We start from the raw sequence: 26652 nt of genomic DNA, 5'->3' as shown, positions 1-26652 counted from the left end.
AGATAATCATGCACTAATGTCATAGTTATTCTCTTTATGTGAGAATTTTACATGGATGCATCAGTGACATTTCTCAGTTGGACGGCACACTGGCCTCTTTTCAAAATAACGCGCGTTGTCTCAATGACCATCACTTCGCTTAACGTTTGCCCTTTCTTTTGCCATCACAATTGCGTGGAGAGTGAACCAGAGGGAGTGGTGCGTGATTAAGTCACTCATGCCACAACAAAAGAGGTTTTATGAATAGTGTTGTTTCTGTTGGTCCGCAGGAGTCCTTTCTCATCGCCGTTGGCGTATTGTTTCTTGGTCACTTTATTAATGGCCAAATTCCGATCCTCAAACGTTTTAACATCCCAGAGCCGATTGTCGGCGGCTTAGTGGTGGCCTTGGTGATCACCCTTGCCCACTTTAATGGCATCACTTTTGACTTTGACTTACCGCTGCAAAAGACGTTTATGTTGATGTTTTTTGCGACCGTAGGTTTGGCCGCCAACTACAAGCAACTGCTTAAAGGTGGTATGAAAGTGGTGATCTTTTTGCTGATTGCATCGGTCTATATTGTGGTGCAAAACGGAATTGGTGTTTCTCTTGCCACCCTTTTGGGGCTCGATCCCTTACTAGGCTTAATTGCTGGTTCTATTACGCTCTCTGGTGGACACGGAACGGGGGCGGCCTGGTCGAACACCTTTGCACAAAGCTATGGATTAGAGAATGCTTTAGAAATCGCGATGGCCTCGGCGACATTTGGTTTAGTGATGGGGGGAATTCTCGGTAGCCCTGTGGCGCAGCGTTTGGTGGACAAACACCAGCTTGAATCGGAATATGGCCGAGAGTTGCAAGCCCACCAACGTTTTGCTGATTTGGTGACGTACAACGAAAACGAAGAAGACAAAGTTACGGCGAAGAAGGTGATTGAAAGCCTAGCGCTGATGTTTCTGTGTGTGATTGGCGCGCGATATTTGTCTCAATGGGTCAACCAGTTAGAGATTGCATGGTTGATGATCCCTGATTTTGTTTACGCGCTGTTGCTGGGTGTGTTTGTGACCAACTTCCTTGAGCTCACCAAAGTGAGAAAGTTGGATTTAGAAACGGTGGATATGCTCGGTACTGTTTCGCTCTCACTGTTTTTGGCCATGGCGTTGATGAGTCTAAAACTATGGAACATCTTTGATCTTGCACTGCCTTTTCTGCTGATCCTCTCCATTCAGTCTTTGGCTATGGTTCTGTTTAGCTATTTTGTCACCTTCAAGTTGATGGGTAAAAACTACGACAGCGCGGTGATTGCCAGTGGGCATTGTGGTTTTGGTTTAGGCGCGACCCCCACTGCGGTGATGAACATGGGGTCTATTGTTAGCCGCTTTGGCCCTTCACCTCAGGCGTTTCTGGTGGTGCCGATTGTTGGGGCCTTCTTTATAGATCTTGTTAATATGCTGATTCTTCAGAGCTTTATTGCATTTTTAGCGTAATTAACTTTCTACTCATATACGCAGCATCGCGGTGGGAGCCACACCGCGATTTCCTTCCGACAAAACAAAAGGTTAGTCACTGCGTTTGTTGAAAATTTGAGCTAGAATGGCGGTCATCATGTGAGCTTTAGCAGCAAAAGAGAATGGAGGCGGCCATGACAGATAAAATCTCAACCACAGCGTTGGCCAAAATGCGTAGCTTGGAAGCCGCTCAGCTCTTTACTGACCTTAGCCGTGCTGGTTACATCAGCCGAGTGGGTGACAAATGGATTTTAACCGAACTGGGCGCTCGATTTGGTGGTGAGTACGTTGATCACCCAAAATTCGGACAGTTTATCGTCTGGCCTGTAAACCTGCATATTGAGCTGACATCCACTAAGGGAAAGCGACTAAGTGCCACGCAGATTGGTGAACAACTGGGCTTAAATGCTAAAAAGGTCAACCAACTACTCAGTGAGCTCGGTTGGATGGCAAAAAGTGATCAAGGTTGGGAAGTCACGGAATCTGGGATTCGCGCTGGTGGCATGCAGAAAGGTGATGGAGATAGCCATCCTTATTATTTGCTCTGGCATGATTCGATAAGCCGCAATAAACGTCTGAAGCAGTCCGTGATCGAGTTTTTAGGTCACGATGCCGAGTCGCATGCGACAGACAAATCCTACTCTAGTTTTCGACAAAAATTTGAAGCAAAGCATCGAACCTTAGATGGTCACTATGTGCGCTCAAAAGGAGAGTTAATCATCGATAACTGGCTTTATATGGCAGGTGTGGTACACGCGTATGGCCGCCAGTTACCGATCGAAGAAGACGTGATCTGTGATTTCTATTTGCCAGCTGGAAAAGTTTATCTCCAATACTGGGAGAGTGCTAACAGCGGTATGCCAGAGGCGAGCAAAGCCAAGATCCGTGAGATATACCAGGCGCATCATTTCCACTTAATTGAAGTGGAAGAGAGTGAGCTAGAAAGCTTAGATGAGCTATTGCCTAAACGATTAAGGCCGTTTGGCATTAAAGCCTATTAGAGAGCGCGTATCAGGGAGGCTTGCGTTGCTTGATGCTGTGAAGTCCAAACCAAAGAAAAATCCCGCGATGATCGCGGGATTTGCTTTTTATCGTTCGCTCAGAGCGAAATTAGAAGCCGACGATGTTCTTCGCTTCTAGCTCAGTGAAGTATTTTACCGTCTTCACTTTTAGCTCTTGAGTTGATGGCTCATCACATACGATCACTGACTTAGGATGTAGTTGAAGAGCAGAAACAGTCCATAGGTGATTTACACAACCTTCTACCGCTGCTTCTAGTGCAAGCGCTTTGTTGTGACCAGTTACTAGGATCATGATTTCTTGAGAATCAAGCAAAGTACCTACACCGATAGTTAGCGCGTACTTTGGTACTTGGTTAATGTCGCCATCGAAGAAACGAGAGTTAGCAATACGAGTGTCTTCCGTTAGTGTCTTGATGCGAGTGCGAGACGATAGAGAAGAAGCTGGTTCATTGAATGCGATGTGACCATCGTTGCCCACGCCACCCATGAATAGGTTGATACGGCCGTAAGATTTGATCTTGTCTTCGTAACGCTGACATTCTGCTTCGTGGTCTTCCGCATTGCCGTTTAGCAGGTTGATGTTCTCTTCCTGGATGTCAATGTGGTTGAAGAAGTTGTTGTACATGAATGAACGGTACGATTCTGGGTGATCAGCGGCGATACCAATGTACTCATCCATATTAAAAGTCACAACGTGCTTAAAGCTCACTTCACCTGCTTGATAGAGTTCGATCAGTGCTTTGTAAGTCGCAAGAGGTGTGCCACCCGTTGGTAGGCCCAACACGAAAGGACGCTCAGCAGTTGGTTGGAAATCATTGATACGCTTAGCAATATGTGCCGCTGCCCACTTACCAACTTGTGCTGCGGTTTTTAACGGGATAAGTCTCATTTTTTGCCCCTAGATATTAGAAATTTTGGATGTACCGAAACATTATTTTGCATTATAAAATAAGTTTTTGGTGGCTGCCATTGTTTTAGGTCAAAATTTCCGATTTTTCACCGAATGGTCATCTAAAATCACCATAACACACGTTTGCGTTGCCGTTGTGTGCTTTTTTTCTTGTTTAGATATCAAGCGATTCTTTCGCATTTTGTTGATAAATTTATCTTTGAAATTAAGTGTTAGTTTGAGTCAGTTCAAAATTGCATATTGGCGAAATGAAGGTCTGTTTACCATACTTACGATGTGTGCTTTTTAAGGAGCCTGACCATGAAAAATGAACTGGATTCCACCAAAATTCTCCACGCGTATGAAACCATAATGGAACGAGGCACTCCGACGGAATTTGGCAAAATTTATGAAGGGGTAGAGGCGTTTTCTGATTACGATGGTTACAGCGTTTACATGAGAGGCAACGGCGTTGAACTTAAAGTGGGATTCCACAATACCTATCATTTGGATTATGAACAGGAACATCTTCGCGATAGCTTTCTTAAAAAAGTGGCTAACTTGGCGAAATAGCCGCGATGTAATCCAAGCCGTTTAAAACCCAAAGTCGTGTTTGCTTTGGGTTTTCGTTTTTCTCACTCGCATACCTTCGAGAACGTTGTCTTTTATCGCACAAAAGAATGGAGCGTAAGGCGATCTGGCGACGCAAATACAGTAGAAAAATGATGAGTTCAAAGCCCGCCATTCGGAGCGGGCTTTCTAACATTCAGTCTGACAACTCAATGTAAATACTCTGTTTGAGGTCTTGAGTCCTCTTGAAGAACTCGACAAAAACAAAAGCGGTTTTTGTCTTTAATGATTAAGCCATTTGTTGTACTGGCAACCATGTGATCCCTTAATCGTCATTGGTGAATGAGCCTTAAGGTCGAATCATTGTTTGATAAACATGATTGCATCAAGAAGCAAATGGGATTAATCGTCCTCAGTTAAGCTCGCATCTTCCTCTACGTAATCATCGTTCGCATCAGGTTTATTGCGACCGTTTAACGTATGGAATCGCTTACGACCACGCGCAAGACGAATGTATTTCAACCAGGTGCGTTCTACTTTGCTTTGTGCTGCTTCTGGAGTCTCTAAAGTCAGCAAAAAGTGTTTCTCATCTTCATTTTCAGGGGTTAGTTGTCCTGTCTCTAGACCAACTAGGGTTTCCCCATAAATCATTAGGATTTCCTCTTCTGCAAGAGTAAAATCACCAGACTTTGCAAATCCGCGTGGGAATTTTGCGTTATCGAAAAATCGTTTTTTGCCATGACGAATCGTCGAGTCAGACATATCAGACAGCCTCTGTAACCGTATAGATTATTAATGATGATTTACGGCGAAAGTTAGGCGCAAAATTAGCAAAAGAAAAACAAAACTTTTCTATCGATATGATTGTATTTTATTGTTAATCTGGTGTCGTTCAACCAGGAGATGAGTAATGGACGTAAAGGTCTTTCGAACTTTTTTAGAATTAGCTAATGTTCGACATTTTGGTCGTGCGGCTGAAAATTTGTACATTACCCAAGCGGCAGTGAGTGCCCGCATCAAACAGCTCGAAAGTTATTTCGATGTCGAGCTTTTTATCCGAGATCGCAATAATATCAAGTTAACCTCTGCTGGAGAGCGTTTAGTGGGTTATGCGGAAGTGATGGTATCTACGCTTCAACAGGCCAAATTAGAGCTTTCGATGAAAGATGGCAGGGCATTGCAGCTGACGTTAGGCGGGACGCCTAATGTATGGGATGCTTATTTGCAAAATTGCCTCAGCGCCGTAACAGATTCGTTTAGTGGCTACGGTTTTAACGCTGAAGTGATGGGGCGAGAACTGCTGACTCGAGGCTTGCAAGAGCGCACGTTAGACATGGCATTCGCGTTTGATCAGATCAAAGCGGATGAGTTTTCATGTAAAAAAGTGGCTGACTTGGTTCTGGTGATGGTGTCGACTCAAGAAGACAGCAAAGAGACGGTGTTCGATGGCAAATACGTTTACATCGACTGGGGCACCAAATTTGCCTCTGAGCACGCAGAGCGCCATCAAAAGCACATTGCACCTTACCTCAGAACGTCCACTGCGCGTATCGCACTGGATTTTATTCTAGAGAAAGGTGGAAGTGCTTACTTACCTGCCTCTGTCGCCCAGCCTTATCTCACAACAGGGCAGTTGCATCGTGTACATGGTGTCGAAGAGTGGAATCGACCTATCTATCTGAGTTATCGCAAGGCGAGCACCTCTATCGATGCGATTAGGCAAGTTGAAGAGCTCGTTAAAATGATTGACCCGCTGGCGAGCTAAAAAACCAGTAATGGCTTAATATACCCTGTTACTGCAAGCGGCAACCCGAATCGATCTACATCACTGACTTTAAAGCCTCGCGATGACGAGGCTTTTTTCGATCAAATGAATCCGCACGCTGTGATGATTTAAAGATTCATTAAGTTTTCCAATGAATCCTCTATGTTGGCGCAGTGATAGGTGTGAATCGCGTTGCCATCACGTGCGTTGATTTGAATGGTTGAAATGCCATTCTGTCCTTGAGATTCAATAATACCGAGAGAATCTTCCACAGAGTTACTGGTAATCACTTCTTGATTACGCAGCACAATAATGCAGGAGTGCAAATCCATAGCCTCTTCCTTATACGTTATTTCTGACGTTGTTTGCCACTTTTGAGGTGGCTACTTTTTACATTAGTGTAGATTGTGAGATTTGCCACAAATAATACAGGTGACACTATTGCAAAAGGATATGACCGAAATATATCCCCTCGTTTTGTTTGAAGTCGCAATGCGGGTGGTGATGCTCGTTTACTCAAACACCAGTCCGGATCAATCATTTTATTAATCTGTGCGCTTTTGCTTCCATATTCATTTCACCCATTTACGATGCTCAGTGGCTTGGGTGTCACATCACTCGATGTATCATTCCGGCTTCAGTTCCGAAAATGGCTACTTCTTGCGCCATTTCGTCTTACAATCTTGATAACGATGGGTTGACTGTTAGGCCAAAACAAGGACGATTTTGTGGCATTATCCGATTTTTCCTCTCTCACTATTGAACAATGCCAACAGGCAAGAATGGCTCGAGATGCACGCTTTGATGGGGCGTTTTACATTGCGGTAAGAAGTACCGGTATTTTTTGCCGTCCGATTTGTCCGGCGAATTTACCAAAAGAAGAAAATGTTGAATATTACAACGACAAAGCTCAGGCATTGCAGGCGGGATACCGTCCTTGTTTGCGTTGTCGGCCAGATAGCGCTCCGGACTCGTGGGCATGGAAAGGCGTGGAAACCACGTTTTCTCGTGCGCTGCGTTTGATTGAGCAAGGAGCCTTGCAAAATGCCAATATGGCCGAGCTAGCGGCTCGCTTGGGGGTGAGTGATCGTTATGTGAGACAGTTGTTTGCCCGCTACCTGGGTATGTCGCCCAAGTTATACGCCCAGTATCAGCAACTTTTGTTTGCGAAACAGTTGCTCCATACCAGCACATTTAGCGTTGCAGATATTGGTTTTGCCTGCGGATTTAACAGTACACGCCGTTTCAACGATGCATTTCAGAAAGTGATGAAAATGACGCCTTCAAGAGTTCGCCATCAGTCTAAGATGGCTCAAGGAGAACAACCAAAGCTCTGTTTGCCGTTGAAAGGGATTCTCAACTGGCGACATATGCTGGCCTTTTATCGCATGCGAGCGATTGACGGAGTGGAACGAGTGACAGAGACTCACTACCAACGTAGCTTGCTTTTGCATGGCCACGAAGTCGAGTTTAGCGTGGCGCTATGCCAAGAAAAATCGTGCTTACTGGTGGAGGTTGCGGTTGATGATCTTTCTTTGCTCCACACGGTTGTTGCGGGCATAAGACGTATGTTTGACCTTGATGCGGATACTGATGTGATTGAAGCGCATCTCAGTTCTGTTGCGCCCGGTCTGGTGCGTGAAACTGGTATTCGAATTCCTGGCGTTTGGAGCGCTTGGGAGGCGGGTGTGAGGGCGATTCTGGGCCAGCAAGTGTCAGTAAAAGCGGCCATTGGGCAGTTGAATTTGTTGGTGGCGACTTTAGCGGTTAGTGCGGATAAGTTCACGTTCCCAACCCCCGAGCAAGTGGCATTGGCGGATCTTTCGTTTTTGAAAATGCCACAAAGTCGCAAAGAGACTTTGCAACGATTTGCCGCTTATATGATGGAGAACGAACATCAAGATCCCGGTGAGTGGTTGGCTTTGAAAGGTATTGGACCCTGGACGATCAGTTATGCGCATCTCAGAGGGCTCTCATTACCAAACTGTTTTCTCGATAAAGACTTAGTGGTGAAAAAAAACATGACACAATACCCATTGCTCACTGCAAAAAGCGCAGCGCCTTGGGGAAGCTACGCGACGTTTCATCTATGGAATCAATAACATGAAGTTTTACACACAAATGGATAGCCCATTGGGAGTCGTCACGATTCAAGCGGTGGATGAAGGCCTTGTTGGGATCTGGTTTGAACAACATACAACCAAACCTCAAATGTTGGGAGAGGTATCCACCTCTCACCCTGTTCTCGTGAAGGCAGTGCTACAACTGACGCAATACTTTGAAGGGACTCGTCAGCAATTTGAATTACCGCTTGCGGCCAACGGCACTGACTTTCAGCGACAAGTTTGGCACGCTCTCAGCCAAATTCCTTACGGTGAGAGTTGCAGTTACCAAGATCTTGCCAACGCCATAGGCAACCCCAAAGCGGTGAGAGCGGTTGGTCTTGCTAATGGCAAAAATCCAATATCGATTGTGGTGCCGTGCCATCGCGTGATAGGCAAAAACGGTAAGTTGACTGGCTACGCTGGGGGTGTTGAGCGCAAACAACAACTGTTGGCGTTGGAACTTAAATACCGATAGCTTGAATGCTCTATCACGTTATATGAGCCTTGGATGCATCAGGTATAGTCACGATTTACACTGTAAACATGGTTGTTCAGCAGTCAGCTTAGGAAATGATAACGAGAAGCCATTGGGCTTCTCGTTATTGAGTGGATAGTGGCGCTGGTCGCTACGAGGCCACGGGCGATTTTGGTTGATAGCGCCCCGGTTTGTGGTTCATCGCTAGAATCAAGTTTGTTGCTACGGCACCGAGCACTGATAAAGCAATTAAATAAGGTTCAACGATAAAGAGCGAAAGGACAACGATGGTACAGTCGAGCGCCATTTGAACCTTGCCCGCTCGAATGCCAAACCGCTCTTGCAAGAATAAGGCGAGAATATTGAAGCCGCCTAAGCTCATCTTATGACGGAAGATGATTAACATCCCAATGCCGATCAAACCGCCGCCCAGCAGCGCTGCATAAAACGAATCAATATGCGCAATTTCGATAACATGGTGCAGGTGATCCACGGCAAAAGAGACGATGGTAACTGCGATGAAAGTGTTAATGGTAAAACGCCATCCCATGCGCATGACTGAAAGTATGTAAAAAGGGAGGTTCAAGGCAAAAAATACCTGACCAAAACTAAAATCAGTGACTTTGGTGAGGAAAATCGCTAATCCAGCGGTTCCACCAGTTAACAATCCTACCTGATTAAAAAAGATTACGCCGAGGGAAACCAAGGCACTACCAAGAGTGAGCGCGAGTAAATTTTCTCTTAGGCTATGATCTTTATCCATTATTCCGACTTCCTTTAAAATTTGCTGTCAAAGAGATAAAACAGACTGAAAACCCGCTAAAGATGTCGATTATTGAGCGTTTTGTCGAGCGTCGAACGCAAATGGCAAAACTGTTAAGTGTTTAACAATATTTACACACTGTGATTGTCTAAGCGTAAGAATGTGCGTTTTATCGTCAAACTAAGATCGATAAAAACACAAGGAGAAGATGATGATTAAGCAAGTCGGCTCAACCATTATTCAGGCAAAACACAAAGCAACTTGTCACTGTGGTGGGGTGGAATTAGAGCTCGATTTACCTAATGGCATTGAGAAGCCCCGTCGCTGTGACTGTTCAATGTGTCGTAGAAAAGGGGCCATTGTGGCATCGGTAAAATTGGATGGCATCCGCATCATCAAAGGCGAAGCCTTGTTGAAGCTCTATCAGTTTAATACCCATACCGCCAAACACTACTTTTGCTCAAATTGTGGCATTTATACTCACCATCAACGTCGCTCTTCTCCAGACGAATATGGCTTCAATTTGGGCTGCTTAGAAGGGGTGAATCCGTATGACATCGGTGAAGTGCCACTCATGGATGGCGTTAATCATCCATCAGATAGGTCGAGTGAGAGATGAGTGAGAGAATTCGCGATCTGCAAGGGTTGGGGCCAAAGTCAGAACAGATGCTGCAGTCTGTCGGGATTAATACATCTCAACAATTGCGGGATCTGGGGCCTATTCGTGCATATTTGCGTGTTCGTGAGGCACAGCCCAAGGCCAGTTTGAATTTGTTGTATGCGTTAGTGGGCGCGTTGGAAGGGGAACATTGGCTGCAAGTTGCCAAGCAACGCCGTTGGGAGTTATTAACGCAATTGGAGGGCTACCAAGCATTGATAGCCCTATTTGAAGAAAATCAGTAATTAAAAGTCTGGGTGTTATAGACCAAGTGAATCGCGATGCTGGCGCAATAGCCAAGTAAGATCACTGGCGTCCACTTCAAATGGCCAAAGAAGGTATATTGACCGCGGGCAGCCCCCATTAGAGCCACCCCCGCCGCCGAGCCAATCGACAGTAAACTGCCGCCAACCCCTGCGGTTAATGTCACCAATAACCAGTTCCCCAATGACATTGAAGGTTCCATGCTGAGCACGGCAAACATCACGGGAATATTATCGACAATGGCAGAAAGGAAGCCAACAGTAATGTTCGCCCAAACCGGATCCCATTTGGTGTAGAGGGCGAATGAAACCATTTCGAGATATCCTAATAGGCTCAATCCCCCCACACACATGACAACGCCATAAAAGAACAACAAGGTGTCCCATTCTGCTCGAGAGACACGATGGAAGACATCAAACGGCACTACTGAGCCGATGCGCTTCAGGGCATCCTCATCCCCGTTAGCAATGGCAATGGCGGTTTTCTTGGCTAACGATTGTGCCAAGGTTTTCCGCAAGAAATAGCCAAAAAACTGCAGATAAGCGAGGCCCATCATCATACCAATGACGGGTGGGAAGTGGAGCACGGCGTGAAACGCCACCGCGGTGGCGATGGTGAGAATAAACAGGCCAACAATCCTTTTAGCACCACGTTTGAGCTCCACTTCAACGTGCACAGTTTGTGGGCGTTCCTCTGGAATAAAGAACGACATGATGAGGGCGGGCAATAGATAGTTGATCGCAGAAGGGAGAAAAAGTGGCATAAACTGTGAAAAGCTCACGTGGCCTGCCTGCCAGACCATCAGCGTGGTGATGTCGCCAAAAGGACTAAACGCACCGCCAGCATTCGCGGCAATCACGATGTTAACGCAGGCTATATTGACAAATTTTGGGTTGTCGCCGGCAACTTTCATCACCACGGCACACATCAACAAAGCGGTGGTAAGGTTATCGGCAATTGGGGAGATGAAGAAAGAGAGAAAGCCAGTGAGCCAAAACAGCCGACGAAAATCAAAGCCTTTACTTACCATCCACGCTTGCAGCGCATCAAACAGTCGTCTTTCTTCCATAGCATTAATGTAAGTCATAGCCACCAGTAAGAACAACAGTAGTTCTGCGTACTCCAGCAAGTTGTGTTCTAGTGCGGCTTTGGCGACCTCGCTTTGCCCATGGGACTGATAGCTAAATCCAATCAAAATCCAGATTAACCCTGCGGCAAGCAGTACGGGTTTGGATTTGCGCATTTTTAAGTACTCTTCCAGCATCACTAAGATGTAGGAGAGGACGAAAATAAACAGGCAGATGATGCCAACAGCAGAAGAGGTGAGGTTGAGTTTTGAGGTTGTTGCGCCGTAGGCAAAAGTGGGTAACAAAAGGGTAATTAGCACAACAATCCGTTGATAGATGCCCATAGATAGTTCTCCATTGTTATCTGGAGAAATTTTAGACACAAATGAACGAGTTATATGTGACAGCTATCGTATTCACTGAAGCGAAATGGATTTAGTCGTTTATCTTTTGAGGCTGTAGACGCTGGCAATGCCAAGTAAAGCAACGACCAAGAAAAGCCCGTGAGATAACCACGCACTGATTTCAAGAAATGGTGTTAATTGAGTGCTCCACATAAACCCTCCTTTTCGCTGGTTACTGCATGCGGAATAAAGGAGACACTTTACTCAGATTGGGGATTGATTAGTGTGAGTTAATACAAATATTTAACTAGCTGTCGTAAGGAGAACGGTGACTTTGCGATTGTAGTCTCATTTTATTAAATGAGAACCATTACTGGTCAAGTGGTTTATGATCAGTAATGGCGGCAGTACTCTTATCTCAATAGCACTCTTCTAAGTGGGCTGTGATGGATTAGCCAAACCAATGCAATGCTCAAAAGGATGGTGACTGGGTAAATAAAGAGATCTCGAGCAATTCCTTCCAAACCAGTCATTCCAGCGATATTCATCAGTAAAATGATGATCAAAAGATGGCACACGTACACGCCTAAAACATAGCGTGAGAGTGCAAAGGTCAGAGCATGATTACCCCAATTAGGAAAACAAAGCAGTAGCAAGAAAATGCCAGTTGCCCACATTTCTGTACCAAAAAGAAAATCGTGACCGTTAAAGGCAATGTCGAACTTCATCAGGCTCCACGCTTGACCAAAATGAAGTGCGATGCCGATTGCAACCAAGGCGAGGGCTTTGGCAGGAGAAAGGCTAAGGTTTCTATCACGAATGACGAAACCTATGACCACTAATAGGGTACTAAAAAATGGGCCATTTCGAGTAAAAAATGGTGACGCGATCTCCGTCAGTGGTTGGTAACTACCTGCTAAAACGCCATACAGATAAAGAAGTGTAGCAATCGCAACCAGCCAACTTTGGCGTTGAAAATGAAGGCTGAGCGCAATAATGGCGACCGCGATGACCAATGCCGGGATAAACCATAAGTGAACTAATCCGCCTTCTAATAGCGAGTTGAGTGGCGCTTGACTCAAGTAGCCCCAATAGCCTTGTCGCTCGGCTAAGTAACCGTGTTCCGCCACCACTTGAAAGTTAAAGGGCATCAGTAGACTTAAAATGCTCCATACCAACCAGATTTTGAGTAAAGGCTTGGCGTAACTTTTCAATGTGCTTAATGGTGTAGCAGTGAGTTTTGGCTGAATTAAATAACCAGAAATCAGGAAAAATAGCGGTACGGCAAAGCGTGCCAATTGATTGAGCAGGTAGCCGACCCAAGGAATGTCATCGATTTGCCAGTAGGTCAATGCCATTTGGCAATGTAAGCCTATGATGGCAAGCATCGCGATGATCCGCCCAAGCTCGAGGCTAGCGATTTTGGTTTTCATGTTCTCTCCCATTAAAATAACTGACCACAATCTATCATTGCTCTCAAAGGGAGAACCTAGCGAATATCAATAGTTGCGATGTGAAAAGAAAAATATTTAAAATCATTGCATTACAATTAAATCTATTATTTGTGTCGCCAATGGTATGTTGGTTTTCTGGTCTGATCTCTAATATAAAATTTGCAAAATGGAACGATCGTGCTAAAAATTAGGTCATTATGAGTAAAGGTCGAATTACAAAAGAACACATCCTGCAGCATGCCTTTCAGCTGGCCAGTGAAAATGGCTTAGAAAGCCTCACCATTGGCGAGTTAGCGAAGCAGTGCGGAATGTCAAAAAGTGGCTTGTTTGCCCACTTCAACGCGAAGTTGAATTTGCAACTCTCGGTACTGGAGTATGCCAACCTGATTTTCGCTGAGCGTGTGATCGCACCTGCCCGTTTGTCTGGTGATGCGGATATGGAGAAGAAAATCCGAGGGCTGCTGGATAACTGGATGACGTGGAACCACTCTTTTCAAGGCAGTTGCATGTTTTTAGACGCTTGGAATGATGCGGCGCCGAAAGAGTGTGAACTGCAAAAAGCGCTGCAAAGTTCGATTGCTAAGTGGTTAGATTACCTGCAAATCCAAGTTGAAAAAGGAATGGAACAAGGCGCTTTTTCCGCTGATTTGAATGCCCGACAAGCGGTGTTTGAACTGTATGGCTTGTACCTCAGTGCGCATGTGTTTTATGCCATACGCGGGGAGGAAGTGAGTTTGCAGCATTTTTGGCAAGGGGTCGATAAGCTGCTGGCAGGATGGAAAAACGGTTAAGAGAGCAAAGAGCAAGGTATTGCTCTTTTTAAACAATACAAATAGCACGGTCGTTCTTTTTGAACGAACGGAGGATATGATGAGTGAGAAGATTTACTTTAATACGTCGCAGAAGTTTAGCCTTAAACGCAGTTTAGTGAACTGGACGACACGCCTACACCATACGCTGGCCCCTTCCCATGCGAAAAGAACGGCGCGAAAGTTATTGCTAACGCCTGCTCGTACCCAGAGTAAAAACCTGCCACCACAAGGCTTGCGTAAAGGCCAGGTAGACACGGCCCATGGCACCTTGACCACGTACGCTTTGGGAGACGGGCCGGTATGGGTGCTGACGCACGGTTGGTCGGGCACGGCAAGTCAGTTTTTTCCACTGATGGCGCACATTGCTTCACGCGGCTTTACCGCGTTGGCCTACGATCACCCAGCACACGGCGAAAGCTCTGGCGATGTTGGGCATATCCCTGCGTTTGTTGAAGGGCTTGATGCGGTGTTGGATTCATTGGATGAGGTCGCAGGCCTGGTTGGTCACAGTATGGGCACGGCATCGGCTCTAGAATGTCGCCACCAAAAGCTTGAGGACAAACCCATGTTGCTGATTGCGCCAGTATTGAATTACGTGGAAAACTTGTTTTCGAGCATTGAGCGCTCGGGTTACAGCATGAAACTGTTTAGAGCCGTGGTGTCTGAGGTGGAAGAGCAGTTTAACTATCCTATTCAATCGGTTGATCCGTATCGTCGTTTGGCGCAACGTCGTGTGCAAACCCTGATAGTGCATGATGAACAAGACAAGTTTACTAGCCATGCAGTATCTGCCTCTGCCGCTCAAGAAATGGAGAATGTTGAATTAATCAGCACGCAAGGACAAGGGCATGGACGCGTGATGAAGTGTCAGCAGGTGCTAGACAGTTTTGATCGCCTGATTGCGTAAAGGGCGGGGGGCAACTCTTGTCGAACGCGTAAGAGCAGGAGATAAAAAAGGCCAGACGCGAAGCATCTGGCCAGAATTGCTAGGAACAGCAATGATTAGTTACAGTTCGCAGGGCCGATCTCTTTCCAAACCCCCCATTGACCTGATTTCGATGGATCTTCACCAGTAGTCCACCACTTCGCTTCCCATGTTTTGCCTGCATGAGTCACTTGTTGGCCACCCGTGTAAACCGCGCTCGCATCCCATGCATTGCTGCATGTGCCACCGTTATCCACTTTCTTCGCAACAACAACTGTTGTTGATGCCACAGACGATGCTTGACCATCGCTCACTGTTACGGTGAACGTTAGGCTAGTATCTGCTGTGTATTCTGCCGCAGTGAAGGTCACTTGTGCGCCATTGGTTTGTGCTACAAGACCAGCTGGAAGCTGCCAAGTGTAAGTCAGTGTATCGTTGTCTGCATCTGTTGAAGCAGACGCATCAACCACGACCACATCACCCGCATTTGCCGTGGCAGGTGCTGTCACTTTCGCCACTGGGGCTGTGTTCACAGGACCTGTGTCTTTCGCGTTCACCGTCACAACCACAGTGTCAGAGGCGCTTGCGCCATCTGCATCCGTTACCGTAAGTTGGAAAGTGAATTGCTGCGCTGCAGTCACTTCTGGTGCATCAAAGCTTGCAGAAGCCGTGTTTGCGCCCATCAGCGTGACCGTTGGACCACTCACTTGAGTCCAAGCGTAGCTAGCGATAGGGCCTTCAGCATCTTTCGATGCACTGCCATCCAATGTCACGGTTGCTGGGCCAACCACGACGGCATCGGCACCCGCATTTGCGGTTGGTTTTTTGTTTGGTGGGATCACCACACCGCCCGCCAAACCTTCATGCATCGCATTGAGGATGTCACCATTATCGGCATCGATTTCCCATGAGAATAGACCCGCTAGACCAAGGCTCTTCGCGTATGCGCCTTTTGCAAGAACAGAGCGATGATCGTCAAAAGTGATCAACTCACCCGTGGTGCGGTTCCACACGTATGGTGCTTCTGCCTGTTCATCGTAGCCATACTCATAACCGTTGATGCCTGTGCTGTTTGGACCCAACATAAATGACTTAATGCCTTTGTAGTCAATCACGCCATCTTCCCAAACGCCTTGAGCGGTGCTGCCTTTCAGTTTACCCGTTGCAGTGCCAGTCATTGGGTCATTTGGATCACGTAGAGTGCTTGGCATTACGCCTTCCCAACCACGGCCGTACATGGCAGTACCAAGCACCAGTTTGTTGGCTGGCACACCTTGCGCAAGCAGAAGTTGAATACCGTGATCAGAGGTGTAAGCCGGGCCTTTGTAAGGCACGCCATTCTCGTCTACACCCGTACCGTCACACTGACCAGGGCGCATGAAGTTACCACAGTAAAGCGCGGTTTGGTGACCAGGGACGTTGTTCCAACCGCCGTAGAAGTCGTACGTCATGGCAAAGATGTAATCCATGTACTGAATGGCATCTGCGTAGTTCACGTCTTCAATCTTGTCGTGACCTACACCGATTGCGGATGTCAGTTCATAAGTGCGACCTGTTTCTGCTTCCAACTCGTTCAGCATGGTGCGCAGCTCGCGCATGAGATCAACGTAGGCTTGGCCATCGCGTGCAGGATCGCCTAGGTTTGGCGCAGCGCCATCACCACCAGGGAATTCCCAGTCGATATCCACACCGTCATAGAATTTCCACGTCGTTAGGAAGCGTTTGACTGACGCCACAAACGTATCGCGGTTTTTCTTATCGACGAAATCAAAGAATGGGTCAGACAATGTCCAGCCACCGATGGATGGAATGATTTTGAGATCAGGGTAACGCTGTTTCAGCGCCATCATCATCGCGTAGTTGCCTTTGATTGGCGTGCTGTATTGATGGCCAGCTTGTGGGAAGCTCTTTTGATACGCTGCCCATGGGTCATGAATCACGACTTCGTAATCTGGCACACCCTGACACGCGGTTTTCAGTGCATTGAAGCTGTTACCGCCAACCGATTTCACCGACTCATTTGGACCACAGATAGGAATAAAGCCGTAAAGAATATGAGTTAGGTTCTGAGCTGGGATGTTGTCAACGGTATAGTTACGGCCATAAATGCCCCATTCAACAAAGTAAGTACCGACGACAAGGCTTGGGTCCGTGTTGTAAGACTTATTGTTCGGGTCAACATTCATGGTAAGCGGCTTAAGATGCGAGCCGTCGGTATCGGCGATGGTGATCTCCGCGGGTGCGCTTTTCGCACAGCCAGTCGCATCACACGCTTCGATTTCCATTTGATAAAGGCCGCCTTTTCCGTATTGGAAAGTGGCCGCTGTTTGGCTTCCAGAAATAGGACCAGAGGCCACTTTTATGCCGTCAAAATAGATATTGTAGGTATCACCAGTATTGCCACTCCATTGATTGAACTTCACAGAGATGGTTGCCTGATCATGGTATTTCACCATTTGGTTGTAGCCCGCGGTGGTTTCCATCGCGAGTTCAATCTTAGAAAACTGAAGATTGTTTGAACCGTACAGGTCAATACTTGGTGCTGTAGGGGCGGCAAGCGCTGCTCCGGAAAGAGCTAGCGCAATACTCGCGGCACACAGGTTTAGTTTCGTCATAATTTTTCTCTCATTCCTTTGTATATATGCCATCAATTGCGAAGGCATAAGCTGCTTTGCGAAGGTAGGCACAACGCATCGAGATCAGTATTAGAGAGTCTTTTTTTTCGGCAAAAAAAATTAAAACGCTTTTCGAGTGACCGAGAATAATCTCGTGCAGGGAAACAACGTGTTACATAAAATTTGGAAGCGTGTTTTAGACTTTGACCAATAATTGGCACTTTGATGGAGAAATAGAAAATAGCACGCCATTGCTCCAGCATGATGGTAATTGGAATTAACTTAACAAAAACAGATGAAACGAAGAGTCTTATTCTGATTGGTGGGACTAATTAAAATGTTCGCTCAGTGCGGCTCGGCGATTTTGTGCGCCGCCTGTGGCGCTGTCGGTAATGGTGTCTTCATAGCCTTTTTTGACAAAACGTTGCACGGGAGTGGCGGGCTGCAAACGTCTTAATTGAGGGGAAGACTCGCTACCAGTGAGCTGGTAAATGGTGAGGCCGCCACCGGTTTCGACCATGATTCGTTCGCCATCAAACTGATATTGTGTGGCGATCAAACGGTTGTTGCGGAAAACGCCTTGTTCAGAGAGCGTGAGACGCTCAGTTAAATAGGGTGGAGCGCCAATTTCTATCCATTCTCCGTAAACATTTTCTGGAGCCACATAGAACTGATATTCCGAGTAGATTCGGTAGGAAAAATAGCCAGTGAGCAGCAGGAAAAAAATCGTGAACAGCCCTCGAAACAAAACCAGCTTGCTGTTAATGCGTGCTTCGGCTTGCTGTTCGATACGATTGTTTTTGCTGTTTTGCGTGGATTTCTTAACCATATTGCGCTTCCTTATCCCGTTAATAGTGGATTTTGGACGACGATTTAGCAACTTTTCAGTGTCAAAGTTTGAAGCAAGAGCAAGGCGAGGTGGTGGGATTTCACACCTGTTTTCAATGAATACTTGAGGGAAGAAAAAAAACAGGTTACAAAGAATGCCTGTTGTAATGATGTTGGGTGTTCGAGCAATATGAAGTACACCCTGTTTAAGGATAAACGATGATTAAAGAAAACAGCTATTTTGCCGGAAATGTTAAGTCTCTCGGTTTCACTGAGCAAGGCGAGAACAGCAGTGTCGGCGTGATGATTCCAGGCAGCTATACGTTTGGTACTGATGCACCAGAGCGCATGACGGTGGTGAAAGGGGCTCTTGTGATTAAACGCGAAGGCGATGAAGCGTGGAGCACGTATCAAGCAGGTGAAGCGTTTGAAGTGGCGGGTAAATCTTCATTTGATCTGCAAGTAGAAGTGACAACCGCTTATTTGTGTGAATATTTATAATTGGCATCATGGATACCGATTGATTTTTGTCAGAAACCGCACGTTAGTGCGGTTTCTTGTTTGGGAGAACAGTTTAAAAAATGGCATTAAACTGGACGTACGGCCCCCACATGACATCGAATCGAGAATAGTTAAAGTAGATATCATCATCAGAGGCATCAATAAGCGGCGCACTTGTGGTGTATTCCAGACGCGCGCGAACACCACCTTGTACCGAGAACCCTAGACCAGACGCTTCTCTCCAGCGGCGCTGATAAATATAACCTGCATCCAATCCACCACTAAGCACCATGCCATACTCACCGACGATATCACCAGTTTCCCCGTTTCGAGCGATTTGCTCTGCTTGCTTCGAGAAACTGTGTTTTACCAAACCCAAACCGATGTTTGGGCGAAGGTAGAATCGGTCGTAGTCGATTTCATAACGAGCACCGTAAGCGGCCTCATCGGAACCTGCGACCAGCATGATTCGCGATTGCTCGTAGTCCTCATCCAGTGCGGCACCAAGTACATAATCACTCTCTTTATCGCGTGTAAAACCGATAGCACTTGGCATTGCATAGGTAGAATAGCTTAAGCCGAAATAGTTGCCGCCATCGCTGAGCACCAAGGTTTCGATGTTTTTGTAATCGGTCGTAAAGTCTTGGCTCATTTCACAACTGCCGCTGTAGCACAGGCTGTCTCGAGACGACTTATAGGTCGCAGTGCCACTGGTTGTCATCCAATCCATTTTCAGACGCAGGGTATCTGCTCCTTCAAAGAAGCCGTTAAAATCGACTAGGCCAGTCAATAAACTGACCGTGTCGGAGGCGGCTTGAGAGCCGCTTTCTTTCACTTCGTTCGTTAGGTATTTTAATGACACTTGTGTATCGGTGTAGCGTGCTTGGAAATAAAGGGAATGAAGCAAGCTTGGCTCGATGTCGTAATCGGTTTCAATGTCATCGCCAATCGACTGGCTCGCGTGCCAAAAGTTGTAGGTTGCGCCATATCCCGCTAAGAACTCCATTTTGCTTTGAGTGGCGAGTTCGTTGTGATAAGTGTCTTCAGTGAGGAGCCGCTCAGGGTCAATGAGGTAGGTTTTGTGCTGCTCATCTTTGCTCGCTTTTGGATCTTCCGCGGTGATGGCGTACTGAGAGCCGTAGACAAACACCTCTGGGTTAAAGCCAAAGTTGCTGCCATCTTCGCTGTTGGTGACCACGTGGCGTCGAGTTTCTGCCTTATCAAATGAGTAGAGCGTTAACCCTTTGTTGAACGGATTGATGTACTCGTACATCGCGACCAAGCCAGTGCTTCGGTTTACTGGGTAAGTAGCAATCACATCTCGGCGATCCGAACGATTGTGGAGGCGTGTCGGTAGCTGTTGCCACGCTGAGTCTCCTTGACGATCGAGGGTGTGGAGATTGGTGTAATGCAGAGTTCGCTTGTCGGCATTAACAAAAGCGATCGCAAGGGTGCCTGCGAGGTTATTGTTGATCTGACCAAAATCCGACTCGATAGGCAGTTTGATTTCACGGGCGGAGTTGACGGTGTAGATCTGGATGTTCTCTTCGTTCAAACAGACGAGCTCACCAGAGTAGTTAAAACCGGTCGCTTGCGACCCTTCACATAAGATGCGCTTGGTCAAACGTTGGTTATTGCGGCCTGAGACGAAATGGTAATCTTCGCGCGAACTGCTTTTACCGTTGCTTTTAACATGCTCTTGTCGAACTAAAGCGAAGGCGCGATCTTGGTAGCGAGTCACCGTAAGCAGTTCAGCGTCTGAGTTAAAGCGGTGTGCATAGCCACCGATGATCAGCTCTTGTTCACAATCCTCTTTACACTCGGGATTACGTTTACCAAACGACACCCTAGGCGCGCCAGCGGCGTCGCGGAACTTTGATTCACTGACGGTTTGGTTGCTCGGCGCAGTCAGTTCATAAGCCAAAACTGGACTGCTCAGCACTCCAACAAGAGCACTGATGAGTAATGTTGGTTTCATATCTAAATGTCTTTCCGTTGATTTTATTGTTTTGAAATAAATTGGCTAAAAAGGTATTTACTTTCGTGATGGTTAAAACGTCACTCGTGTTGGGCTGGTTTCTTCGGCCACCGCGGGTTTCGCTGATTTCGCTGGTTTGGCGGCAGGCTTAGCTTGTGCTTTGACTGGCCTTGCAATCGCGTGTTCTTTGATTTCATCGTAAGAACCGCTGACCAAGCTGACGTAGCTCACTTTGGGGTTCACTCGCGCCACTTTCACTCGCGCCACTTTTCGTTCGTGATAGCCTAATGTCTCCTTGGTGTAAGGGTCTGTCAGCCGTTCGCCCATCACAAAAATGTCGTACAGTTGGCCTGCGACAATATTGTCGCCACCGGAGTTGAGGATCAGTTCATTGCCTGTTTTTAGGGCGACTAAAGGGTAAATGTTTTCTTTCAGCTGTTGGAAAATTTTGCCTGCTGTCAGGTTGAGTAACAGGTCTAAATTATTGCGTGAAGAAGTCGTTGGCACTTTATCACTCCACTTGACTTGCTGAGTCACGCGGTCAATCAGTTTGTATTCAACAATGACCTTGGAGTCGTAGTAGGTTTTGACATCCTTAATCTGTTCGCCCGTTAGCTCAATAGTCGTAGAGTTGTCGACCACATTTTTACGTGTACGTGCCTCAACAACGCGTCCTTCAAGCACGTAATCCAAGTTGCTGCTGTCCACATCTTGCAGCACTTTGAACTTGCGATCTTGAACTATGTTGGCTTCAACCTGACGTGTGATGGTTGAACCATGAGGACCGGTAAAGGGTTTTACCGCAATGGTTCGTCGATTTTTATTGAGTGCCGCCAACTTTTTTTGACGTTCAAAGCCCTCAGGCACATCCACCTCTACCGCAAGGCGAACACGGCATTCAGAAGGCGAGCATTTCTCACTCAATATTCGGTAGGTGGCATCGCCAGCACTGGACGTTCGCTGTCCCGTCACCGCGCGAGTGGAGGATTGGCTCTCTTTGCCAGTTTCTCGCTGATAGCTGGTGGTGCTTAGCCGTTCACTGTCCATCGAGACGCCCTTGACTTGTTCGATCGAACGTCTGACGGCTTGGTCGATGGCGAGATCCAAGGTCTGACCAACTCCGGTGTTTTCAACGCTAATGGTGTCCGCTTGCGCTGGAAAAATCATCAGTAGACTCAGCGCAACTGCGCTGAGTGTATAACCGTTTTTCATCGTCAATCTCCTGGCTAAAAATCAGAGAGATCGAAGCGATCTGCCGATTCTGATTCGGTCTTGAGATTAGACGGAGAGGCATTCGATGATGTCGGTTTTTCCAGTTCATCGGCACGAGCACCGCTTTGCATCTTCACGGTATTTTGAACTTTGATAGGATGCCACACCAATACCACCCCAACCATTTCATGCCCAGTAGCCGGGTGTTTTGCTCGCCATTTGTGCTCGATGGAAACGCCAGTCATTTGTTTTAACGACGAGGTCATTTTTGAGCTTTCCGTGGAGGTTGTTTGAACTGTGCGTTGCAGCGAACCTTCCGCGGTGCGTGTTGCATCTGGCCCAATCAGCGTGGTGGTGCGAGACTTCTCTTTGGCCGTTCTTTTGATGCTTTCACGTGCGAAATCACCACTTAAATTATAGGCGCTGGCCAATGCACTCCAAGCCGCATCTTCGGCAAACCCTTCTGCCGCTTCACGCTCGATAGATCGCATATCGCGATCACTCGTGTGTACGACACCATATTGACCAAAAGAGACCAGCATTGGGTAGCCTTGAGCATCATACATCAGGTCTGTGCCAGCATTCATATAAGGCACTGACTGGTTTTTAAAGTACTCTTTTAGATTGGCGGCCGTGGGATTTTTACGTGTTGGGTCCGGTTGGACATCACCTTTCGAGTTGATGAGGTCAACCACTTTATCGCGTTTGTTGAGCGATAACGTCATCACCACCCCAATGGTGCCTTTGCCAGATTCATCGTACTGTTCATACGTTTTGGTGACAAACATACCCGAAAGGTCACCGTACGCTTTAGAAATGCTGCGGTTTTCAAAGTACTGCTGCATCAAAATTTGCTTCTTCTCTGGGGGAGCTTGCGCAAATTCAGGGGCGCTAATACCGAACTTTTCCAGTTCTTTGGATAGGTGCCCGTCAAACAGCGCTACGGCTTTGCCCAATAATTGTTGGAAGCGATTGTCCGACTGAAAATCTTTCGCGGTGGGTTCTGGTAACCCATGTTGGTGAAACGTTTCGCGGACTTGCTCTTCGACAAAATCGCGGTTGAGTGTTTTGAGGTAACTGTCGCGAGCTCGGTGCATAGCTTCAGCCAATGCCATTGCCCGATAGACAGCCCAATCAGGGTGGTTGGTGGTAACCGAAATCTCCGCTTGCCCCCCGAAGAATCGGATAAGGTGTGACTTATTGGCAGCTTCGATAAGTTGCTCTTTTTGAGCGATATATTCGCCAATTTTGCTTTCGACCGCGTCTGCCGTGTCCTCGTGGCTTACTACGATAGCATTGACGTTTTGATCCGCATTCTCAAGTGTTTGAACAATATCTTGTGCCAACGTTTGAGTACTAAGACTGCTGGCGATGAGACCAGCAAGCAGTGTGTATTTCATTTTCATCTGAATATTCGCCCTGTTTACCAACTAACCGTATCGCCATCGGCAATTTTGCCGATCACTCTTTCGCCTTCCCAATACGCGATGCCGTACTCTAGATGCGTTAGCGACATTTGGAAGTAGTACTCAATGCGAGTGTCACCATTGTCTAGGGTCAGGTCGCGTTGCATGATTTTGCCCGTTAGGCTGAAATCTGGAGCCAGCGCTTTACCACCGGTTTTTACCGTGGCTTCGTTGAAGGTTTTGGACTTTTTCAGTTCAGACATTTTGTGGATGGTGTTGTCTTCGCCCATCGCTGTTGTCATGGCAAATTTGCCTGACTGAAGCATTTTCACACGAATGCCTTTCGTCAGTTGCTCGGTGTCAATGCGCTGCATCGTATCGTTGGTGATCTCTGCAACGTAAACGATAGTGCGACTGCCGTCTTTTTGGCCGATGCCTGGTGCTGCAATGACCTCTTCTGCAAGCTCAGTGGCAGCCTTGTTGAAATCGGCATAGGTCAGAGCCGCTGCCACGTGATTTTGTGTATCTGATGCATCGATATAAGCCGTTGGCGTTTGACAGCCAGAAAGCAGCGCGCACGAAATGACGGCTGCAATAGCAGTTTTTTTCATTCTGGAAACCTTGTTTTTTGTTATAGATTGATGACCGAAATCAGTGGCTCGGCATGCTTTGTAGGCACACTGACCCAAATAATGTGTCGGTCAAATTGGTTGTTAAGTGCAACTGAAACGGTTTTGTTCCCAACAACGATAGGCACTTGGTCGCCCGGTTTGTTGAGTCTCAGCACTTGGTACTGGGAAGGAAGAGCACTAAAGCTACGCGTATCTGCGCCTGTTGTGGCTGCGGTATAAATGGCACCCGCACCCTCTAGCCAATCGTTCTCTAGCGAGAGTAGTTTTTGACTTGAGCTTTTGACGAGTAAGCGAACCACTTCACGCGTAAGGATGATGGGAAACTGCTTGTCAAACTCAGCCGCGATCACTCGATCCATATCGCTCAGTAGTTCAGTGGATTGCTGGGCAACTTTAATGGAATCATAAGCTGTCCCACGAGTTTTTAGTCTAGGTAGAGCGGCACTGACGTAAGAGATGCCATCACTGACTAAAAATAGCGGCAGATCGAGACGTTTTTCTTCTTTGATAACCGATTGGCCATTTTCAAAGATGACCCAAACTTGGTTGCTCACCCGTTGTGACGGATTTTTCACCAACTGTTTGGCGAGAGTGAGATCATCCGCGACCGTTTTCGCCCCCGTCATACCGTAAACGCGTTCGAGATTATCGACGGCACGCTTATAGTCGGAGCGATCTTTTCCATTCAATAGATAAAATAGAGCTTGAGAGTAGCTGACAAACGGATTGGTATAACCTTGATATGGTTGCCAGCGATTTAACGATATTCCAGCATCTTGTAACGCGTATTTCATGCTCTGTGATTGCACGGCTTGATTCGTGTACTTTTCAACCACATCGTTCTGTTTAATTATTTTGTTCTGCTCAGAAATCTCGCTATTAAAATAATTTACAGCCCGTCGTTCTCTTTCATAGGCGCGATTAAATTCGACACGTGCATTCGAGAAATCGCCTTGAGCAATAAAGTTCCATGCTTTAATGGTATTTAACATGACTCCATCATAGTGTGTACTTTGATATTCCATGACCTTGTCATTCACGGCAATAGCTGCAGAACCTTCAAGACTCTTTGATGCCCAATTTTGCGTATCTTTAGAGCGCATACCTTGCTCTACAGAATCTAAAATTTCATTAGATTCAATGAATTGTTCAGACTTGTTCAGAGCCGAACCAGCTTGTAGACCCCAAAATACATCGTCGACTTGACGAGTTTGTTTGTCATACTGCGCTATTTGACTGGCATAGGAAGCTGCAGAGGAAAAATCACCGTTTGAGATGTATTTATTAAAATTATCAAGGTCTCCATTACTGGATAACGAAGAACATCCTGAAAGCAATGAAACGGCGATCAGGATAGATAGAGGTCGAGGTGAATATTTAGCCAACATAAAATATAAATAATAATTTTTTATATATATTATTTATATGCTACTTGAGGATCTATTAGTTTCGTCTCAAAATTGAGCGAGTGATCATTTTTTGATCGGTTTGGCTGGTTTTTAGTAACTAAATGTAATTTAACAAATGGAGTTGAACTAAAAATAACCAGCCAATGAATGCTGTGATAGATATAAAATATATTAGTCAGTGAATCGACCAGTATTATAGTCATCAATCGCTTGGTTAATTTCATCGATGCTGTTCATCACAAAAGGTCCATAGTGCACGATGGCTTCGTGAATTGGCTCTCCAGCAAAAATGAGTACGCCAGAAGGTTGTTCGGCCTTAATCTTGATCGCATCTCCCTCGCTGAGCAGCCCCAAATGCCCCTGAGTCAATTTTCGTCCATCAATCGTGACGGAGCCTTGATACACCAGCAGCATACACTGAAAGCGAGAGGGGAGCTTGGCGGCCAATGTGGTGGGCGCAGCGACTTGCCAATCGGCAACGGTCACGGGTACACCCGTTTCCAATAACGGGCCCGTCAGTTTATTGCCATCGACCTCTATATCGCCAGCGATCACGCGTAAGGTGTCTTTTTCGCGATGGTGCTCAGTAATGCTTTCTGGTTGAAAATCGTGGTAACGCGCGGGAGTCAGCTTTTTCGCGGCGGGTTGATTGATCCAGATCTGAAAACCATGCAACTGCCCTTCCGTCATGATGGGCATTTCACTGTGAATGATCCCTTTACCAGCGGCCATCCACTGTGCGCCACCACTTCTTAGCTCACCGACATTTCCCATGTGATCCTTATGTTGAAAGTGGCCATTGAGCATATAGGTTAAGGTTTCAATACCGCGATGTGGATGTGGTGGAAACCCACCAACATAGTCGGCAGAGTCTTGTGACTTCAGTTCATCTATCATAAGGAAGGGCGAAAAATCAGGGCATTCAAAACCGGCTAAACGGGTAATGTTGACACCATCACCGTCTTTAGTTGCAATAGATTCGCGAATTTGCTTCACCGTTCTTAGTTTGACCATCACTTGCTCCTTTGGCATGGCATGTTTCAATGTTTCTAGTGATAGTTTAGTGGCAAGCGGCGATTTGAGCAGAGGGAAAACGTGATCAGCTTATTCGAAAATTTTGATTGTGCGACTCTATACGGATTGTCGATGTCAAATTTGTCTATACTTTAGAAGAGATAGGTAGGAGGTGCCCCTTGTCTGTTCAAGCTAAACATGGCGATCGCCCGCCAAGATACGAAGCGCCCGATTTAACAGCTGAACAGCGCCATCGCTTCACCTCGGTGGCGAATCAGGCTCAAGCGCGCAGGGAACGATTGGAAGAAGAACCGACCATCATTGAAGCTGCGAAACGTGCTGCTTTAAAACCGGTGGTCAAAGTACGCCCAGACAAACCGAATCGAACTCGCTATGCCATCTGGTTGTGTACGTTTTTGCTGGTTTGTCTTTGGCTGATGTATATGTCTGGCTAACG

At 46.6% G+C, this 26652-nt stretch carries 26 protein-coding genes; 12 read left to right on the top strand and 14 right to left on the bottom strand.

Annotated features, from left to right (window positions below):
• Window positions 1–239 precede the first annotated feature (239 nt).
• Window positions 240–1466, top strand: a complete 1227-nt coding sequence (gene gltS / locus LZU85_RS00340; RefSeq protein ID WP_237286068.1) for a sodium/glutamate symporter — start codon at window positions 240–242, stop codon at window positions 1464–1466.
• 155 nt (window positions 1467–1621) lie between these two features.
• Window positions 1622–2488, top strand: a complete 867-nt coding sequence (locus LZU85_RS00335; protein WP_176297795.1) for a glycerol kinase — start codon at window positions 1622–1624, stop codon at window positions 2486–2488.
• Window positions 2489–2597: 109 nt separating this feature from the next.
• On the opposite strand, the gene nagB is transcribed toward LZU85_RS00335, so the two are convergent.
• The gene (nagB, locus tag LZU85_RS00330) at window positions 2598–3398 is read right to left on the bottom strand and encodes a glucosamine-6-phosphate deaminase (protein ID WP_176297794.1); all 801 of its coding nucleotides are present in this window, start codon (window positions 3396–3398) and stop codon (window positions 2598–2600) included.
• Window positions 3399–3719: 321 nt separating this feature from the next.
• On the opposite strand from nagB, the gene LZU85_RS00325 reads away from it, so the two are divergent.
• The gene (locus LZU85_RS00325) at window positions 3720–3971 is read left to right on the top strand and encodes a DUF3081 domain-containing protein (RefSeq protein ID WP_176297793.1); all 252 of its coding nucleotides are present in this window, start codon (window positions 3720–3722) and stop codon (window positions 3969–3971) included.
• 399 nt (window positions 3972–4370) lie between these two features.
• Here LZU85_RS00325 and LZU85_RS00320 read toward each other — a convergent pair whose 3' ends face one another.
• Window positions 4371–4730, bottom strand: coding sequence for a MaoP family protein (locus LZU85_RS00320; RefSeq protein ID WP_176297792.1), 360 nt, complete (start codon window positions 4728–4730; stop codon window positions 4371–4373).
• A 148-nt stretch (window positions 4731–4878) separates the two neighbouring features.
• On the opposite strand from LZU85_RS00320, the gene LZU85_RS00315 reads away from it, so the two are divergent.
• Entirely contained in the window at window positions 4879–5733 is an 855-nt protein-coding gene (locus LZU85_RS00315; RefSeq protein ID WP_176297791.1) for a LysR family transcriptional regulator, read from the top strand.
• 128 nt (window positions 5734–5861) lie between these two features.
• Here LZU85_RS00315 and LZU85_RS00310 read toward each other — a convergent pair whose 3' ends face one another.
• Window positions 5862–6065 (bottom strand): hypothetical protein, encoded by a 204-nt coding sequence (locus LZU85_RS00310; protein WP_176297790.1) that lies wholly within the window; start codon window positions 6063–6065, stop codon window positions 5862–5864.
• Window positions 6066–6461: 396 nt separating this feature from the next.
• Here LZU85_RS00310 and LZU85_RS00305 point away from each other — a divergent pair, with 396 nt between their 5' ends.
• Both LZU85_RS00305 and LZU85_RS00300 read left to right on the top strand, forming a co-directional pair.
• Window positions 6462–7835, top strand: coding sequence for a DNA-3-methyladenine glycosylase 2 family protein (locus tag LZU85_RS00305; protein ID WP_336886248.1), 1374 nt, complete (start codon window positions 6462–6464; stop codon window positions 7833–7835).
• 1 nt (window position 7836) lies between these two features.
• Window positions 7837–8313: a methylated-DNA--[protein]-cysteine S-methyltransferase gene (locus tag LZU85_RS00300; protein WP_237286067.1), complete on the top strand. Its 477-nt coding sequence runs from the start codon at window positions 7837–7839 to the stop codon at window positions 8311–8313.
• Between the two features lie 151 nt (window positions 8314–8464).
• Here LZU85_RS00300 and LZU85_RS00295 read toward each other — a convergent pair whose 3' ends face one another.
• Entirely contained in the window at window positions 8465–9076 is a 612-nt protein-coding gene (locus LZU85_RS00295) for a DUF6198 family protein (RefSeq protein ID WP_176297788.1), read from the bottom strand.
• Between the two features lie 211 nt (window positions 9077–9287).
• Between LZU85_RS00295 and LZU85_RS00290 the strand changes: the two genes are divergently transcribed.
• Window positions 9288–9695 carry a GFA family protein gene (locus LZU85_RS00290; protein WP_176297787.1) on the top strand — a complete coding sequence of 136 codons (408 nt, stop codon included), beginning with the start codon at window positions 9288–9290 and terminating at the stop codon, window positions 9693–9695.
• Window positions 9692–9979, top strand: coding sequence for a TfoX/Sxy family protein (locus LZU85_RS00285; RefSeq protein WP_237286066.1), 288 nt, complete (start codon window positions 9692–9694; stop codon window positions 9977–9979). Before LZU85_RS00290 ends, LZU85_RS00285 begins: the two co-directional genes overlap by 4 nt.
• Here the strand turns inward: LZU85_RS00285 and nhaD are convergent.
• The gene (gene nhaD / locus LZU85_RS00280; RefSeq protein WP_176297785.1) at window positions 9973–11409 is read right to left on the bottom strand and encodes a sodium:proton antiporter NhaD; all 1437 of its coding nucleotides are present in this window, start codon (window positions 11407–11409) and stop codon (window positions 9973–9975) included. The two genes, LZU85_RS00285 and nhaD, sit on opposite strands and share 7 nt — an antisense overlap.
• Before the next feature lie 413 nt (window positions 11410–11822).
• The gene (locus LZU85_RS00275; protein ID WP_176297784.1) at window positions 11823–12842 is read right to left on the bottom strand and encodes an acyltransferase; all 1020 of its coding nucleotides are present in this window, start codon (window positions 12840–12842) and stop codon (window positions 11823–11825) included.
• A gap of 218 nt (window positions 12843–13060) precedes the next feature.
• Here LZU85_RS00275 and LZU85_RS00270 point away from each other — a divergent pair, with 218 nt between their 5' ends.
• Entirely contained in the window at window positions 13061–13654 is a 594-nt protein-coding gene (locus LZU85_RS00270) for a TetR/AcrR family transcriptional regulator (protein ID WP_237286065.1), read from the top strand.
• 79 nt (window positions 13655–13733) lie between these two features.
• Window positions 13734–14582: an alpha/beta fold hydrolase gene (locus tag LZU85_RS00265; RefSeq protein WP_176297782.1), complete on the top strand. Its 849-nt coding sequence runs from the start codon at window positions 13734–13736 to the stop codon at window positions 14580–14582.
• 95 nt (window positions 14583–14677) lie between these two features.
• On the opposite strand, the gene LZU85_RS00260 is transcribed toward LZU85_RS00265, so the two are convergent.
• On the bottom strand, window positions 14678–17215 hold the full coding sequence (locus LZU85_RS00260; RefSeq protein WP_237286064.1) for a glycosyl hydrolase family 18 protein: 2538 nt from the start codon (window positions 17213–17215) through the stop codon (window positions 14678–14680).
• Window positions 17216–17543: 328 nt separating this feature from the next.
• The gene (locus tag LZU85_RS00255) at window positions 17544–18044 is read right to left on the bottom strand and encodes a DUF2850 domain-containing protein (RefSeq protein ID WP_237286063.1); all 501 of its coding nucleotides are present in this window, start codon (window positions 18042–18044) and stop codon (window positions 17544–17546) included.
• 218 nt (window positions 18045–18262) lie between these two features.
• On the opposite strand from LZU85_RS00255, the gene ppnP reads away from it, so the two are divergent.
• Entirely contained in the window at window positions 18263–18544 is a 282-nt protein-coding gene (gene ppnP / locus LZU85_RS00250) for a pyrimidine/purine nucleoside phosphorylase (protein ID WP_237286062.1), read from the top strand.
• Between the two features lie 73 nt (window positions 18545–18617).
• On the opposite strand, the gene LZU85_RS00245 is transcribed toward ppnP, so the two are convergent.
• The 6 genes from LZU85_RS00245 to LZU85_RS00220 form a co-directional block, all read right to left on the bottom strand.
• Window positions 18618–20522 (bottom strand): hypothetical protein, encoded by a 1905-nt coding sequence (locus LZU85_RS00245; RefSeq protein ID WP_237286060.1) that lies wholly within the window; start codon window positions 20520–20522, stop codon window positions 18618–18620.
• Between the two features lie 72 nt (window positions 20523–20594).
• The gene (locus LZU85_RS00240; RefSeq protein ID WP_176297777.1) at window positions 20595–21734 is read right to left on the bottom strand and encodes a hypothetical protein; all 1140 of its coding nucleotides are present in this window, start codon (window positions 21732–21734) and stop codon (window positions 20595–20597) included.
• Window positions 21735–21748: 14 nt separating this feature from the next.
• Window positions 21749–23140: a DUF6844 domain-containing protein gene (locus LZU85_RS00235; protein ID WP_237286058.1), complete on the bottom strand. Its 1392-nt coding sequence runs from the start codon at window positions 23138–23140 to the stop codon at window positions 21749–21751.
• A 17-nt stretch (window positions 23141–23157) separates the two neighbouring features.
• Window positions 23158–23751, bottom strand: coding sequence for a penicillin-binding protein activator LpoB (gene lpoB, locus LZU85_RS00230; RefSeq protein ID WP_176297775.1), 594 nt, complete (start codon window positions 23749–23751; stop codon window positions 23158–23160).
• Between the two features lie 20 nt (window positions 23752–23771).
• A complete protein-coding gene (locus LZU85_RS00225) occupies window positions 23772–25160 on the bottom strand; it encodes a COG3014 family protein (RefSeq protein ID WP_237286056.1) in 1389 nt (462 codons plus the stop codon).
• Between the two features lie 192 nt (window positions 25161–25352).
• The gene (locus LZU85_RS00220; RefSeq protein WP_176299774.1) at window positions 25353–26195 is read right to left on the bottom strand and encodes a pirin family protein; all 843 of its coding nucleotides are present in this window, start codon (window positions 26193–26195) and stop codon (window positions 25353–25355) included.
• Between the two features lie 179 nt (window positions 26196–26374).
• Between LZU85_RS00220 and LZU85_RS00215 the strand changes: the two genes are divergently transcribed.
• On the top strand, window positions 26375–26650 hold the full coding sequence (locus tag LZU85_RS00215) for a hypothetical protein (protein WP_176299775.1): 276 nt from the start codon (window positions 26375–26377) through the stop codon (window positions 26648–26650).
• Window positions 26651–26652: the final 2 nt, after the last annotated feature.

The organism is Vibrio floridensis, assembly GCF_021852965.1.
GTDB lineage: Bacteria > Pseudomonadota > Gammaproteobacteria > Enterobacterales > Vibrionaceae > Vibrio > Vibrio floridensis.
The sequence above is the reverse complement of the archived record's forward strand: the minus strand, read 5'-3'. Positions and strand labels throughout refer to the sequence as shown.